At 58.9% G+C, this 15,886-nt stretch carries 10 protein-coding genes; all 10 read right to left on the reverse strand.

The window, feature by feature from the left end; all coding sequences use genetic code 11:
* Positions 1–155: 155 nt before the first annotated feature.
* The 10 genes from gatB to I1M21_RS04500 all read right to left on the reverse strand — a co-directional run bounded on the left by gatB (position 156) and on the right by I1M21_RS04500 (position 15,745).
* Positions 156–1,832: an Asp-tRNA(Asn)/Glu-tRNA(Gln) amidotransferase subunit GatB gene (gatB, locus tag I1M21_RS04460; protein ID WP_195192585.1), complete on the reverse strand. Its 1,677-nt coding sequence runs from the start codon at positions 1,830–1,832 to the stop codon at positions 156–158.
* A complete protein-coding gene (gatA, locus tag I1M21_RS04465) occupies positions 1,832–3,346 on the reverse strand; it encodes an Asp-tRNA(Asn)/Glu-tRNA(Gln) amidotransferase subunit GatA (protein WP_195192586.1) in 1,515 nt (504 codons plus the stop codon). Before gatA ends, gatB begins: the two co-directional genes overlap by 1 nt.
* Positions 3,346–3,657 carry an Asp-tRNA(Asn)/Glu-tRNA(Gln) amidotransferase subunit GatC gene (gatC, locus tag I1M21_RS04470; protein ID WP_195192587.1) on the reverse strand — a complete coding sequence of 104 codons (312 nt, stop codon included), beginning with the start codon at positions 3,655–3,657 and terminating at the stop codon, positions 3,346–3,348. The genes gatA and gatC overlap by 1 nt, the downstream gene beginning before the upstream one ends.
* 326 nt (positions 3,658–3,983) lie before the next feature.
* Positions 3,984–4,901: a class C sortase gene (locus I1M21_RS04475; protein WP_195192588.1), complete on the reverse strand. Its 918-nt coding sequence runs from the start codon at positions 4,899–4,901 to the stop codon at positions 3,984–3,986.
* A gap of 1,031 nt (positions 4,902–5,932) precedes the next feature.
* Positions 5,933–7,693 (reverse strand): SpaA isopeptide-forming pilin-related protein, encoded by a 1,761-nt coding sequence (locus tag I1M21_RS04480; protein WP_195192589.1) that lies wholly within the window; start codon positions 7,691–7,693, stop codon positions 5,933–5,935.
* Between the two features lie 114 nt (positions 7,694–7,807).
* The gene (locus tag I1M21_RS04485; protein ID WP_195192590.1) at positions 7,808–9,466 is read right to left on the reverse strand and encodes a SpaA isopeptide-forming pilin-related protein; all 1,659 of its coding nucleotides are present in this window, start codon (positions 9,464–9,466) and stop codon (positions 7,808–7,810) included.
* The gene (locus I1M21_RS04490) at positions 9,459–12,503 is read right to left on the reverse strand and encodes a Spy0128 family protein (protein ID WP_195192591.1); all 3,045 of its coding nucleotides are present in this window, start codon (positions 12,501–12,503) and stop codon (positions 9,459–9,461) included. Before I1M21_RS04490 ends, I1M21_RS04485 begins: the two co-directional genes overlap by 8 nt.
* A 268-nt stretch (positions 12,504–12,771) precedes the next feature.
* Positions 12,772–12,963: a hypothetical protein gene (locus I1M21_RS09790; RefSeq protein WP_229025594.1), complete on the reverse strand. Its 192-nt coding sequence runs from the start codon at positions 12,961–12,963 to the stop codon at positions 12,772–12,774.
* Positions 12,964–13,468: 505 nt separating this feature from the next.
* Positions 13,469–14,290: an HAD family hydrolase gene (locus tag I1M21_RS04495; RefSeq protein WP_195192592.1), complete on the reverse strand. Its 822-nt coding sequence runs from the start codon at positions 14,288–14,290 to the stop codon at positions 13,469–13,471.
* A gap of 168 nt (positions 14,291–14,458) precedes the next feature.
* Positions 14,459–15,745 (reverse strand): MFS transporter, encoded by a 1,287-nt coding sequence (locus I1M21_RS04500; RefSeq protein WP_195192593.1) that lies wholly within the window; start codon positions 15,743–15,745, stop codon positions 14,459–14,461.
* Positions 15,746–15,886 lie beyond the last annotated feature (141 nt).

Here is a 15,886-nt window from a genome sequence, read left to right on the forward strand (position 1 = left end):
AGTCGTCACGGAACCCGGGAGCCCCGGCAGGGCGGGTGCTTGCTCAAAATGAGTTCCGCACGCAAAGAAGGCCACTTAATGTGGCCTTCGTCTTGCGCAGGACTGTTCGAAATTTTGAGGAAGCACCCGCCCTGCCGGGGCTCCCGGGTTCCCGCTTACGAGAGCGACGTTCTCAGCAACTCGTTGAAGAGCTTCGGGTTGCCCTTGCCGCGGCTCGCCTTCATGCACTGGCCCACCAAAAAGCCGATGACCTTCTGGTTGCCGTCACGATACTGCTGCGCCTGCTCGGCACAGTTTGCCAGCACCTCGTCCACAATCGGCTGCAGCGCGCCGGCGTCGCTCACCTGACGCATGCCGCGCTCGTCGACGATCTTATTGGGGTCATCACCGGTCTGGGCCATGGCCTCAAAGACCTCGTGCGCCTGGTTGGAGCTGATGGCATCGGTCGCCAGCAGCTTGGCAAGGGCTGCCACCTGAGCCGGCGCGATGCCGGACTCGGTGAGCGACACACCCGCGCCCTTAAGGTAGGCGATCATCTCGTTCACCAGCAGGTTTGCGACCGTCTGGGCCTCCTTGCCGGCCATGCCGGCAGCGGCCGCCTCAAAGAACTCGGCAAACTCGGGGTCGCCGGCAATCTGCTCGGCGTCGGCCGTCTTAATGCCAAAGTCGGCTTCAAAACGGACGCGCTTGGCATCGGGCAGCTCAGGGATCTCGCCACGGCAGCGGTCGATGAACTCGTCATCCAGATCAAACGGCGCCAGGTCGGGATCGGGGAACAGGCGATAGTCGTCGGCCGTTTCCTTCACACGCATGACCACGGTACGCTTACGACTGGGCTCCCAGTGGCGGGTCTCCTGGTAGATGATGCCGCCCTCCTCGAGCACCTCGGCCTGACGGCAGATCTCGTAGGCAAGGCCATCGTGCAGGCTCTTAAACGAGTTGAGGTTCTTGAGCTCGGTCTTGGTACCCAGCTTGGTCTCGCCGCGGCGGCGCAGCGACACGTTGCCGTCGCAGCGCATGGAACCCTTCTCCATGGAGCAATCGGAAATGCCCAGCGTCACAAAGATGCGACGGAGCTTCTCCATAAACAGACGCGCTTCCTCGGGCGTGCGCAGATCGGGCTCGGTGACGAGCTCAATCAGCGGCGTGCCGCAGCGGTTGTAGTCGACGAGCGACTCGGCCGCGGCGGTAATGCGGCCCTCGGCACCGCCCACATGGACCATCTTGGCGGCGTCCTCCTCCATGTGGATGCGCAGAATGCGGATGGGCACCGTGTAGGAACCGTCCTCGCGACGCTCAGGCATCTGCAAGTTGGACGCATCATAGCTGGCCAGGTGACCGGCGCGCTGGTTACCCTCGCGCATGGTCGACGTCATGGACGTGGACAGACCCTCGGCGTTGGCCGAGGCGCTCGCCAGGCTCTGGGCCTCGGCCTCGCCAAAGGCGCAGTCGGGGCGCTCGGCGGCACCGCGACCGGTCACGTCCAGGTCCAGGTGACCGTACATGGCAAAGGCGACCGGACCCTGCGTGGTCTGGAAGTTCTTGGCCATATCGGGATAGAAGTAGTGCTTGCGGTAGAACATCGAGTGGCGCTGGATCTCGCAGTTGGTGGCGAGACCGGCCTTGACGATGCTCTCGATGGCGCGCTTGTTGGGCACCGGCAGGGCGCCGGGCAGGCCCAAGCACACCGGGCACACGTTGGCGTTGGGCTCGTCATCGTGGCTGAGCTTGCAGTTGCAGAACATCTTGGTGTCGAGTGCGGTGAGCTCGGTATGGATCTCCAGGCCGATCACGGCCTCCCAATCCTGCAGGACCTCGGAAAGCTCCTTCATTACAGCTCGCCTCCCTTCCCGGCAAAATCGGGCGCGACGGAAAGCGCGGGCGCACCCGTGGCGGCATCGGCAAAGCCGCGCTCCAGGGCGCGGGCAAACGTGAGCAGCTGACGGTCCTTAAAGGCAGGTCCCACCAGCTGGGCAGAAACGGGCAGCTGAGTATCCTCGCCCAGGCCCAGCGGCACCGAGATACCACCGTTGCCGCAGATGTTGAGCGAGATGGTGTACAGGTCGGAGAGGTACATCTGCGTGGGGTCGCTGATCTCGCCAAACTTAAAGGCCGTGCGCGGCGAGGCGGGCATGAGGATGGTGTCCACCTTGGCATACGCGGCGTCGTAGTCCTGCGTGATGAGCGTGCGGGCCTTTTGCGCAGCGTAGTAATACTTGTCGTACACGCCCGAGCTCAGCAGGTAGGCGCCGAGCATCTGACGGCGCTTGGCCTCGGCGCCAAAGCCGTGGGCGCGCGACAGCGAGCTCTGGTCGGACAGGTTGGCGCAGCCTTTCTCCTGGTAGCCGTAGCGAATGCCGTCGAAGCGGGCCAGGTTGGAGAACGCCTCGGCCGGGCCGATGACGTAGTAGGCGGCGATGGCGGCGTCCAGGTGCGGCAGGTCGACCTCGACCAGCTCAGCGCCCTGGTTCTGCAGCTCCTGGGCGGCGCGCTGAACAGCGGCCTTGACCTCGGGCGTCAGGCCCTCGGCCTCCATAAACGCAGGGATAATGCCCACGCGCTTACCCTCGATGCTGTCGTTGAGATGCTCGGTAAAGTCGACGGCGCAATCCTGGCTGGTGCAGTCGTACGGATCGTGGCCCGCGCCGGTAAGCGCATTCATGGCCAGCGCGACATCCTCGACCGTGCGGCCAAAGGGTCCCACCTGGTCGAGCGACGAGCCAAAGGCAACCACGCCGTAACGGCTCACGGCGCCATACGTGGGCTTAAAGCCCACCACGCCGCACAGCGATGCCGGTTGGCGAATGGAGCCGCCGGTGTCCGAGCCCAGCGAAAGCGCGACCTCGCCCGCGGCAACGGCGGCAGCGGAGCCGCCCGAGGAGCCGCCGGGCACGCGCTCGGTATCCCAGGGGTTGTTGGTGCGGTGGAAGGCCGAGCTTTCGGTAGAGCTGCCAAAGGCGAACTCGTCCATATTGGCCTTGCCCATGGGCAGGCAGCCGGCGTCGAGCATACGCTGGACGCAGGTGGCGGTGTAGACGCTCTGGTAGTCCTCCAGCATGCGGGAGGCACAGGTGGTGCGCGTGCCCACGAGGTTCATGTTGTCCTTAATAGCCAGCGGCACGCCCGCGAGCGGGGGCAGTGGCTTGCCGGCGGCACGGTCGGCATCCACGCGCGCGGCTGCCTCGAGCGCGAGCTCGGGCGACACCTGCAGGAATGCCTGGACCCCACCCTCGCGCGCCTCGATGGCGGCAAGGGAGGCCTGGGCCACCTCGGTAGCGGTAAAGTCGCCGGCGGCAACGCCTGCGGCGATCTGGGCGGCGGTAAGGGAATCGAAGCTTTGCGCCATTACTCGCTCTCCCCCTCTCCCAAAATGGACGGCACGCGGAAGTAGCGGTCGCGCGCGCTACCCGCGTTTTCCAGTGCAACGTCGAGCGGCAGGTCGCGCTCGGGCTCGCGCAGGTCGTCGCCCATCACGTTGGACAGGCTTCCGATGGGATGGAACGTGGGCTCCACGTCGGGCAGGTCATATTGCAAGACGGGCTCGAGCATCTGGACGGCGTCGTTCATGTAGGACGTCATCTGGGTGAGCTCGTCATCGGTCAGTGCGATCTTTGCGTACTCGGCGATGCCGAGCACGTCTTTCTCGCTGAGTGCCATAGGCGCTCCCTTCCGCATAACAGATAAACCGCTCTAGTATACAAGCCAACGGCGCTTGGAGCAGGTGCTTTACCCAAATGCAGCGAAAACGTAACGAGGGCGGCGGGCTGGCAGGCAACGAGCTGGCGGTTCTGCTGCGAAATCGCACCGTCCATAGCGAAAACCGTCCTGTCCACAGCGAAAAGCATCCCGCCCACAACGAAAACCATCACAACATTCGACGCTTTTCGCCAAAATCGCGATTTTCATCGAATGTTGTGATGGTTTAGAAGCCCCCGACCACCACAAAGGCGCCTGTCCCCATTGTGGTGGTTCTGAACGATGTCCTATGCCGAGGCCTTGGCCTTGCGACGCTTGCGGATCGCGTGGATCACGATGTCCAGCAGCAACAGCACAATGGCTACGACCACGATGAGCACGGCAAACTCGCGCTTGCCCCAGTGGCGGCCGGCCAGCGACTTTTGCTTGTCGACGTCCTTCTTGTTGTACTTGGTGCGCACGCAATGCACCAGCAGGCGATGGTCGTTTACGCCGTAGGGCGTGCAGGTGACGAGCGTCACCTTGTCGGCGCCGGGCTCGATGGTCAGCGACTCCATTTCCTCGGGCAGCACCACCTCGGAGTCCACCATCTTGTAGGCAAGCGTCTTGTTCATGGTGTGCAGCAGCACCAGGTCGCCGGGCTCCAGCGAGTGAATGTCGTCGAACATGCTCAGGTTGCGCATACCCGAGTGCGCGGTGAGCACGCAATGCGTCGAGGTGCCGCCCACCGGCAGGCTCGTGCCCTCCAGGTGGCCGACGCCCGCCATGAGGACTTCCTCGCTCGTGCCGTGGTAGATAGGCATGCTCACGTCGATGGAGGGGATCTCGACCCAGCTCATCATGGGGTCGCGGTCAAAGATGAGCTGCTGGGCGTAGGGCTCGATCTGGTCGGCGGGAAGCTCGGTGGCCTCGCCCGCCAGCTGCTCGTTAAAGGAGCGCGCCTGGAGCAGGATGCGCTCGCGCTCCTCGGCAGACAGCGCGTCCACGGTGCTGGACACCGTGCTGATCTGGTTGAACACGCCCGAGGCCTCGAGCCGGTCCAAGATCCACGGCCAGGTCATAAGGCCCACGCCAATAAGGATGATGACGATGGTGATGAGCCGATCGGCCCAGCGCGGCAGTCGCTTGCGGCGGCGCTTGGGCTTTGTTTGAGGTTTGGGTTGAGGGCTTGAGCCACCGTTGTCCGCGGCGTTATTGCTCTTCATATGTTTGGCGCCCTGCACCATCGCCGGTCACTCCTCTATAGCTCAGGTTGTCTAAACAAATAATAGCCGATTAACAGGCTTCTAAACCGGATAACACTGCCAGACTGCATTATCCGGTCGGGCATAGACTCATATTTGAGTTTTCAAAATATCTCGAATCAACTGAGCGATTCGGGATACAATGTCTATAGAAAACGACGCACCCCGCGTAAGTGTTGAGAGCGCGGGCGGCCTAGTTTTCAGCTTTTGTTAAATGCCCGGGCCTCTAACCCCGGGCATTCTTATTTGCGCTTGTTGTGGCGCAAATGCCTTCTACCGTCCGCACCGCGCGTGCGCCTACGGACCTTAAACCGAACCTCATACGAGTCAAAAAACGCGATGACGAACGAGCCCACCGCCGCAAGGGCGGCGAGCACGTTAAGGAATTTCAGCATTTGGGGACCTCCGATCGAGTCGTCGGCCGCCCGCGCACGGAATGCGTCGCAAAGCCATTTTACCGCGAGTACTCGCACTTACAGCTGGTATACGCGATTTTGACAAACATTTGTTCGATAGTCATACGCTCGATCCTTCGGACAGTGAAGCCCAACCGCATTGTCCGGCATATTTGCGTTTTCAAAACAGCCCGGATTGGCGGGGCGATCCGGGATACAATCGTTTCAGGAAACGACGCCCCGCGTAAGCGTTCGAAAGCGCGGGCGACCAGTTTCCGGTGTTGTTAAATGCCCGGACTCCGAACCACGGGCATTCTAATCTTGCACGCGCGGCGCAAATGCCTTCTACCGTCCGCACCGCGCGTGCGCCTACGGACCTTAAACCGAACCTCATACGAGTCAAGAAACGCGATGACGGATGAGTCCGCATCGGACGGTGGAGGCTGTCTGTGTTGTCCAAAAAGAACGGGGCAGACTCCAGCGCGGAGTCTGCCCCGAAAAGAGAATGGCAAAGCAAGAACGTGGATGGACGAGAAAAGTGTCCGCAAGTCTCATGGCCATCACATCCCACCTGCCAAAGGGGTGGGTGAACTAGCGTTACTCCTGCTCGGACTCCTCGGCCTGCTTACGGCTGCGGATGAGGTGCGCCACGCCAATGCACAGCACCGCGCCACCAGCGATCCAAGTGAAGGTCACACCGTTAAGACCGGTGAGCGGGAGGCCAGAGCCCTTCTTGTTCTTGATGGTGACGGGAATCATGGTCGTGGTCGTGCCATCTTCAATCTTGGCAGTGACCATATCGGAAACAGGAGTCACGCTGAGCTTTTTAAGCGTGCCGTCTGCATTGAATTCAGGCGTCACCGTGATTTCGAAGTCGGCGATGGTGTTGTAGCCCGCAGGCGTCTTGCTCTCGGAAATCAGGTATGTGCCCGCAACAAGCCCGGGAATAGAGACCGTGTTGTGCTCCCCCGTGGTTTCAAACGTATAGGCGTCGTTTGCGTTGTTGCTAAAGCTGCCATCTTGCTTCAACCATTTTTCAACGGTTTTATTAGGCCCTTCCTTGATCATTTTGACCGTAAAGCCAGCAAGGAGGTTCGCAGAGGGGTTTTCCGGGTCAATCTTAGTGACATCGAAGCCAAAGACGTAATCAGAGACCTTCTTGGATTCGGAAGTGCCGGTGCCGTTAGACATAGGATCGTTGGAATAGACAAGTTTGACCTCATTGGTGTTACCGGCAGTCGTGTACTCGGCCTCGCTGGTGAGTGTAGCCTGATAGGTCACAACGACATTTTTAATGTCACCGGCTGCAATGCTAGCGTCGTTGGTATCTTCGATGGCCTTAAGGTCAGCAAAAGAGACCTTGAGCAGTTCTGTCTTGGAATTCTTGTCCTTGGTCGCAGTTGCCGTATAGCCCTTGCTAGCATCATACTTGACCTCAGCATGAGTGTCGTCTTTTTTAACGATATAAACCTTAAGATTCAACGGGTTGTCATTGGCATCCTTCACAACATCCAGACCTTTGCTCAGCGTATCTTGGAATTCGTACTGATATGTATCATACGATGCAATATTGTCCGCAACAGTACCAGTCAACTTGTAGTCGATTACCTGCCCAATCCAGGCATCGCCCATGTTCTTCCAGTCATCCGTTGAAGCGCTATCGGCCGTCTTGTCCTTAGTGTCATCGAGGATCTGCTTGCTGACGGTAGGAATGCTGGTCTTCTCGGCAACGACCACGGGATTACCGCCAACAACAGCAAAAATCGGAGAAGTACCAGTGTTCTTCTTGTTCTCGGTCAACTGGCCAATGCCGGTGTCATCGGTCAGGAAGAGGTAATAGCCCGTGTTGGAAGTATTGTCAGCATTCATAGGCTTAAAAGCAGTGCCCGCGCTAAACGAATTGCCCGTCGGCGTGACCTTGTCCTTAACAACCTTGGCAATTTTATTGAGAACGCTGTCCTTGTCGACACGTGTCGTCTTGGTGGTACCCTGCACATTCTTGGTCAACCAGTTGGCGACATCCTCCGGACTGGCACCGTCCTGCAACGCAGTGTCATTAATGGCTTCGATAATGGCCTTCTGGGCGTCAGCGTCTACGCCGTCGGCCCAATTGACGTTGGAGACGATCTTATCAGTCGCCCCCGCCTCAGTAGAATCCACAACATCGGCTTTAAAGATCTGGTATGCCTTGAAAGTGGTGGCCGCGTTGTCCTTATTCTGCGTGATGGTGATGCTGTTATTCGGAAGCGTCGTAGTACCCTCAGCGAACGCCATGGTCACCGGGGCCATCACGCCGCCGAAGCTCAGCGCTGCTGTGAGGCCGGCGGTTACTGCCAGGCGTGCGATGTTCTTGCTCATGCTCATCTTCTTTTCCTCTGCTTTCCTTTTGATTTCCATTCGATCGGTCATCATCTGTCTGTGTCTTAGCATCTACTTCGCTACGTCTCGCCCCGCTCTCTGTGGGGCTGCCAGCTACTCTTTATGGCTGCCACCTCCCCGCTTGACCAGGAGCGCGACCACGATGAGCGCGGCTCCGGCGACCGCTGCGGCGGCCGCGGCGTACATTGCCATATCGCCAGTCGAGGGCATAAAGCCTCCGGTGGTAATGCTAGGGGGTGTGCCGGTGGGCGTGTTGATGAGCGACGCCTCCAGGCTGCCCGTCGACCCGTCCGCGCTGTCGGCGCGCAGGGGCGACTCGGCCGTGATGGTGAGCTTGGGCTTGGCGGCGGCCACCTGATCGACGTCCAGGCCCTCGGCCTTGACCGTCACGGAGCGCGTTCCCTCAAAGGCGGTGTAGCCCTTGGGCGCCTTGAGCTCGCGGACCTCCAGCTTGCCCGAGTCCACGCCCGAGACGGTCACGCGGCCGTCCTCGCCCGTGGTGACGGTGGCCTTGCCCTCCGCATCCCACGTGCCGTCGGCCGCCAGCGTGCGGCCGCGGTCGTCGGCGATGCTCAGGACCGCCCCGGCAAGCGGCTTGTCGCCGTCGCTGCCGCGCTTGGTGAGCGCGAGATCCCAGGTGTAGGCGCACGCATCGTCGCTCGGCGTGCGGGTAAAGCCGGCCTCGCCGGACTGGTCGGCAAAGGGAGAGCGCGGGTAGCGCAGGTAGACCTCGTTGGGGTTGCCCTTCGCGATGCCGTGGTTGCACGCGCTGTTGAGCGGCGCGTTGTACACGGCGACCACGCGGGCGCCCGCGGCAAGGGCGTCGGCCCCGCCGAGCGCGGCGATGAGGTCACCGGTGCGCACGGTGAAGGTCTTGCCGTCGGCCGCTACCTTGGTGGCGCACTGAGCCGTGATGTCGGTCCAACCCTTCGCGGGTTCGGTGCCGGCGCGGCCGTCCTTGTCGGCCGACACGACGTCGAAGCCGCCGTCCGCGCCCGCCGCCACGTACACGCGCATGCTCGCGGCCACCTTGGAGGGGTCGAGCCCCGCGCTCATGGTGTCGACGAACTGCACCGTATAGGTGTCGTAGGCGGTAAGACCCGCCGGGACCGTGGCGGAGAGGCGCCAGTACAGGTCGTCGGCGACCGTGGCGTCGGCGGCCTTCTGCCATGCGGCGGTGCTGTCCTCCAGCACGTGCTTGGCGACCTTGGGGGTCGCGGCCTTGGGCTTGACGGTGACGGCGCTGCCGCCAACCAGCGCCATGATCGGCGCGGTGCCGGCTTCGTTCTGGGAAATGGCGTCGTCGTCGGCGACGATGAGCCAGTAGCCACAGGGCAGCTCGGCCGTCGTGCCCGCGTTAAGGGTCGCAGGCCTGGCGCCAGAGCTCTGGAGGGAACGAGCGAGCTGTGCGCTCAGCGCGCTCGTAAGGTGGGAATCGGCGTTGAGCCACTCGGCAGCTTCCTGCGCGGTGGTCTTGGAATTGGGCATGCCCGCGCTGTGCAGCACAGGCAGGACGGCGTCGCTTGCCCAAGCGAGGTCGGTGGCGATCTTGGCGTCGTTGTCACCGTCGACGACATTGGCGCTAAAGATCTGGTAGGCGTCGTAGCTGCTCGCCACGGTGCCGCTCACCGTAATGGAACCGGTCGAGGTCGGCGCGGCCTGCGCGGAAGCGGGGAACACGACCGCGCAGGTGCCGATCAAGAGGGCGAGCAGCGCAAACAAGATCGGGAAGGAGCTAAACTTCTTATTCACGACGCTCACCTCCCTTCGCATTCGCCTTGCGACGAATGTGCATCCAGGCCGCAGCAGCGCAAAGCACCGCCGCACCGGCAAGGTACGTCAGAGTGACGCCCGACATACCAGAAAGGGGCAAAGAGGTGGAGTAGGTGTTGGTGAAGACCGGAACGCTCTGGTTCTTACCAGTGGCTTCGTCCTTAGCTGGAACGTAGGTGACCTGCTTTTGCTCATTCTCGGGGATATCCTTGTCATCGGCATTGACGATCTTGGTGTAGGTCACATCGCACTTGATCGTCTTATCAGACTGATCAGTTGCCGTGACCGTGATCTTGTAGACCGACTTGTCGTATTTGTAGTTCGTGAACGGTGTGGTCGGCTGCTGTTCGCGAACGTAATAGGTGAAGGTCTTAGAAGCGCCACGACCAGTAGGGTCCTTGCCCTTGTTGAGGTCATTAAGTTTGTACGTGATTTTATCGACAAAACTCAGAGTCTGGGGGTTATTGGTACCGTCGGCCGTTGTCTTCACCGTCTTGGCGTCTTCAAACTTCTCGTTATCCGCAAACTCGAGCGTAAACTCCTTCATCTCGCCACCCTTAACGACCTTAGTCGCCTTAGGAGTCCAAGAGCCGGTAGATTCGTACGGAGTGTACACGTTGGTGAAGGTCTTTTCCTCATTGGAGCCAGCGACCACATAATAATAGCCGTCAGAATCTGCCCGCACAGGACGCGGATTGCTAGTTAAATCACCGGAGTGCTTGGTTACAGTCATGCCCTTGATCGTGTAGTTATGGACTGTAAGCTGTTTGGTCTCGGTCGCATTATCCTGAATCGGAACAGACATGAGCACATCTGGCTTGCCTTCTGCGAGTTCAACCGTAATCTCGTACACGGCCGGGTCGTACGTGATGTCGGAATCAGTGCCAACATTTTCAACCAAATAGTATGTAATCGTGCCAGTCGTACCGTTCGCTGTGAACTGCTCACCAAGGTCAAACTTGATGATGCCACTTGCATCATTACTCGCAGTTCCAACCTCGGTGCAAGCGTCAGGAGTGAATACCCCGCGAGCGATAGGATCACTCGAATCCTTGCGGTAGACCGTAAAGGTGAAATCCCCAGCCTTAAGCTCACGGCCGGTCAACTTCTTGGTCGCCTTCAGCTTAAGGCTCGGGTAGACGTACGTATCCGCAGGCACGCCTAGGTACAAGTCGCCATTCGACATGATGCCGCCACCATGGTCCCAGGAATAGTTGCCCGTGATGAAAGTTCTGGCAGCTTTCTGCGCATTATTCGCTTCATCACTTCCAACTTGGACAGCCGAAGTCAGACCGACGCTCCGATAAATCTTCACGCCGCCATTGGCAGGGATCTTGATAGCCTCATAGAGTTCGTCGTTATCACTGAGTTCTTTGTTATCACTGCGTTCTTTGCTTCCCGAATACTTGGCGTCTCCGTCGCCGAGCATCTTGCCGATTACCGCCGCAAGCGGTTCCTGATGGCCAGCCGCTGCCGCAAGGAAGAAATCGGCATGACCGTTCTCGCGAAACACCTTCGAGTTGTATGCATCTTTATCTTGATTCTTACCACTACCACCACCTGAAAGATGGGGTTTAAGGTCATTGCCGGTATTCTTCTCTTTGTCGTAAGCATTTCCTTTTTCAAAATGAACTTCGTCATGCTCAGCGCCAGCAGACGAATTGTCAAAGATTGCCGTGCCCTCAGTGTTCGTTACCAACGTCTTGCCCGTGGGGCAGACTGCAACGCCACCGCCGTAGCCGCCAGCTGTATTGGCGCTAATGTACGAGTTATATATGAATAGCCTACCAGCAGTATATTCCTTGCCTTGATTTGAGTTTCCCTGAACAAAGATGCCGCCGCCACCCCAGTCAAAGCGAGACATGCAGTGATTGTTAGTGATATAGACTTTATTGTTTTCAGTGCCGTTAATCATCGCGTCGACCATCTGGCCAACGCGGATACCAGCGCCCTCAGATCGGAAGCTCACATTAGAGGCAATTGTTCCTCCCGTAATGTTGAGCCAAGCCGTATCCTTGCGAGACCAGTCTTGTCGACCAACATCGGTAACGTAAACGCCACCGCCAGCTTCCTCGGAATAGTTGCCAGTAATCTGGCCACCGGAAATGGTGACATGGGCGCCGTTATTGGCAGCAAGCCCAGCGCCACCGTGGTTACCGCTGCCATCTTCGCCGCAGAATTTAGCCATTCTATTATTCGTGATGTAACCGCCGGAAACAGCAACGCTTCCGCCTACGGCCATAATACCGCCGCCATAGCCAGCCTGATCGTTTGCCCCATTGAATGTCGCGTTGCCCGAAATGACAGCGTTTTCAGAAATAGAAACGTTCGAGTAAGCCGAGTACACGCCGGCGCCCTGGGGGGCGTAGTTTGCAGCGATAACACCACCGGTCAGATTAAGGGTCGAAGCATTGCCATTCGCATTAACCATAATGCCCGCGCCTTGGCTCTTAGAGGAAGCACCGCAAACGTAGCCACCGCTCATATTGACGGTCGAGCCGTTCTCGGCATAGATGAGACTGCCGACATTGCAGCCCTCTTTCTGCGTAAGCGTACCGCCCTGAAGGTTAAACTTGCCGCCCTCATAGACGTTAATGAGCTTCAATGCGGAATCCTTGGGCGCAGTTGAGACAATTGCACCCTTGATGTTGACCTCATATGTTTTAAGCGTTTCCGTCGTGCCCGTACCCGTACCGTTAACGGACGACGTGGTTACGCAATAGGTGAGCTTGTTCGGGATGTCGTTGTCATAGCCGACCTTGCCATTTTTGCCATAATAATCGGGAGTGAACTTCTGGCCTTGATCATCCAGCACCACGCTTGGTAAGGGCCCATCACCAGCCTGATTAGGATTATCCGTAATTGTAAACTCGGCACCATTACTCACACTGAAAAGCGGCTTGTTCTGGTTTTCGCCCGAGTGCTTTATTTTGAAGCCATTAAGATTAAGGGTGATATTGCTTCCGCTATTCCTGAGAAAAATCTCGCCGTTGTACTCGATGTTCTGCATCAGCATGAAACTGGCGGACTTACCCTCCTGAACACCCTCAAGTTTACTGCGAAGTTCTTCTGTGCTAGTTATTTCCCAAGCAGCCGCTTTAGTTTGCTCGTTTTCCGCAACCGCAGCAACGGCTTCACCATCCGAAGTCGTTGTGTCCTCGTTCTGCTGTTCTTCCTCGGACTGTCCCTCAAGTCGGGCATCGTCGCCAGTCTCGTCGCCCTCGGCGTCGTCGCTATTCTGGTTTTCGGTATCCCCGTTGGTGGTGTTGTCTACATCAGTAGACTCACTTGAGGAACCCCCCCATTACAGTTTCCTCGGTAGGAGCCGTCTGGGCATCGTTGGCGATGGCCTGGGAGATCGGGGGCATGACGAGCGACAGTACCAGGCTCAAAACGGAGGCTCCGCACAAAACGCCTGCCAGTACACGGCGCGTCGCTTTATTACTCTGCTTAGTTTTTTCTGAATTCGCTTTCATCGATGTCTCCTCCCCAAGAGACCGCGATCTTGCTCTTTCACTATCAAACGTATCTGCGCAATCTGTAATTGCGCACGCTTAGTAATCCATATTGTAGCAATTGTTTGAACATCTAAGCAAAAATACCGATAGTTTTGTAGCGAATTCTCAATTCTCTTGACATTTGCTCGGATTTACCTTCGTTTATTCGCTATCTATTTTTTGTTTCTGCTGGTAATTTAGTTGCCTATTATTTTTTAATGGCATTAGATTTATTTGCACAACATTTTGCTCAAGAGCAAACATCCTGTGAACGGTCGAAAATCGACCGTGAGCGGTAGGTCATTAACCGGGAGGAATAGACTACTAAATTGATGGGAATATCTTTAACCCATCGGTAGTTAGAAGCATAATGTTCAGACAACGTTATTTGGGTTTTCGCGCAGATTTTAGGCATCAATTCGCCCAAATCGCCTGAGACCACCGCAAAGGAGCCTGTCCCCTTTGCGGTGATTCTCCCCCGGCGCTACAGCAGATGCTCCTCGATAAAGATCGCGATGCCGTCTTCGTCGTTGCTGGCGGTTACATAGTCCGCAGCGGCGCGGGTGGCATCGCTGCCGTTTGCCATGGCCACGCCCACGCCGGCGTCAGCCACCATGCAGGTGTCGTTATCGGCATCGCCAAACACGCAGATGTTCTGGAGCTCCATGCCATTGAGCTCCGCCACGCGCACAAGGCCGCGTGTCTTGGACACGCGCGGATCCATGAACTCGTAGAGCCGCTGCGTGGTTTGCAGAGCCGCCGCCTTAACAGTGTCATCGACAAACGTCGACGCCCGCTCAATCACCCGCGGCATTACCTCGGGCGCCATGGTAAACATCACCTTGGGCTGCGGCTCGCGCAAAAACTCAGCAAAATCGACCACCTGGTAGGGCACGCCGTCGACGCGCGACAGATGCTCGACGCACGCGTTGCTCTCGGGCACGTAGAACACGCCGTCTCGGGGGCAGACGGGCGTTGCCGGAAGGTCCGCCATGTGTTTGCAGATGCGCGCGATGGTCTCGCCCGGCAGCGGATAGCTTAGCTCGTTGATGTCGTGCGCGCGGTCGATGACCTCGGCACCACCGCAGCCCACTAGCACGTCCACCAGGCCTTCGATACCCCAGAGCTCGTACATGGCCTCGGTCGCGCGGGCGTCGCGCCCGGTGCACAGGCCAAAGAGTACGCCGCGCTTGCGCAGGGCGCGGATCGCCGCCACAGTGCGCGGGGACACCGTGTGCTGGCTCGTGAGCAGCGTACCGTCGATATCGCAGAGTACGGCTTTAATGTGGCTGAAGGTGGCGTCCATGGGGGCCTTTCTGGGTAGTGTGGCGGTGTTGGATGCGCATTCGCGCGTGCAACATGGTATGTCAAAGTTCGGCCAAAGCCAGCTAGAGCAAAAACCACCACAAAGGTGCCTGTCCCCTTTGTGGTGGTTTTGGTGCTAGCGATCCACATCGAATGTTATGATGGTTTCTTACCGTTCTGCAGCACGATCAAAATGTTTGTGTCCAAACAGCAGCAGCGCCGCGGGGACTGCCGTTACGACTATGCCCGCACCAACGAGCGTCTGCTGCACGCCAAATGTCGACGCCAGCCACGGGGCAATCGCCAGCGGGGCCACGCCGGCGAACATGTTGCCAAAGCCCATGACCGAGTTGACGCGACCGACCTGCCCGAGCGGCGCCGTCGTTTGCACGATGGTGTTGTGGAGCGGGTTGACGACGCCCCAGGCCACGCCCAGGGCGATCTGGCCGACAAGGGCCACGACCACGTACGGCGTGCCCACGTAAAGCAGGCTTCCCAGGCCCACGGACATGAGTGCCACGAGCAGTGTTTTGAGGCTGACGAAGCGCGGCGGCATGCGGAGCGCCACCACGGCGCCCAACACCGCGCCCACACCGCTGGCCGAAGAAAGCCAGCCCATCCACTCGACTCCGACGTGCAGGACGTCGCGATAGAAGAACGACTCCAGCGGATCGAAGGCGCCGTAGCCAAAGTTCGAAAGAAAGATGATGCAGAAGAGCAGGGCGAGGACGCTGTTGGTGAAGACCGTCTTGATGCTGGTCGCGAAGGTGGCGCGGGCGGACGTGCTGGAGTTGGAGCGGTTGGCTTGGCTTGCGCGCTCCCCTTCCTCCGCCGAATCGACGTTCTCCTGTCCGGCGACGCGACCTTCCTGCGACTTAAATCCCCAGCCGGCAATGAGCGCAAGCAGGGTGAACAGCATCATGAGCACGAACACCGCGCGCGACGATGAAGCCGCCGCAACAAAGCCGCCCAGCGTGGGGCCGACGATGATGCTCACGTTGGAGAACATGGTGATGGTGGAGTTGATGTCTTTGAGCTCGACGGGGTCGTCGGTGAGGTAGGCAGGATAGGACGTGGCGATGGGCTGGGCAAATCCCATCACAAAACCTAAGAGCGCCGCGCCGGCAAGGACGATCCCGGTCGCGTCGCCAAAGGCGATGATCGCCGCACCCGTTGCCAGCGTGCCGACGATGCTCAACAGAAAATGGTGGCGAGGCCCCCAGGCGTCGAGCGCTGCACCGCCCGCAAAGGACCCCAGGATCACGAAGACGTTCATAAACAGGACGGCCAGCGACGTCGCGACGACCGAAGCGCCGTCCGCATAGGTGAGCGTTCCGATAACGCCGATAAAGTAGCTGGTTTGGAAGCCGGTATAGATGAGAAACCGCATTGCCACCAGGCGCTTGGCCTGAGCAGACAACGACGAGTGAGATTTTGAGATTAGAGATAGGGACATGGGCGCTCCTTGTTGCATACGAATACGGGCCGCGGGCATTGACCGCCGACCATCGACTCAATCTTTTCGCATGCCACGTTAAGGACGCATCGGGCCCCTTCTCTCCGTCTTCGCCCGGATGAACTACTTGGTAGATTTTAA

This window comes from Collinsella aerofaciens (assembly GCF_015546965.1).
Taxonomy (GTDB): Bacteria; Actinomycetota; Coriobacteriia; order Coriobacteriales; family Coriobacteriaceae; genus Collinsella; species Collinsella aerofaciens_X.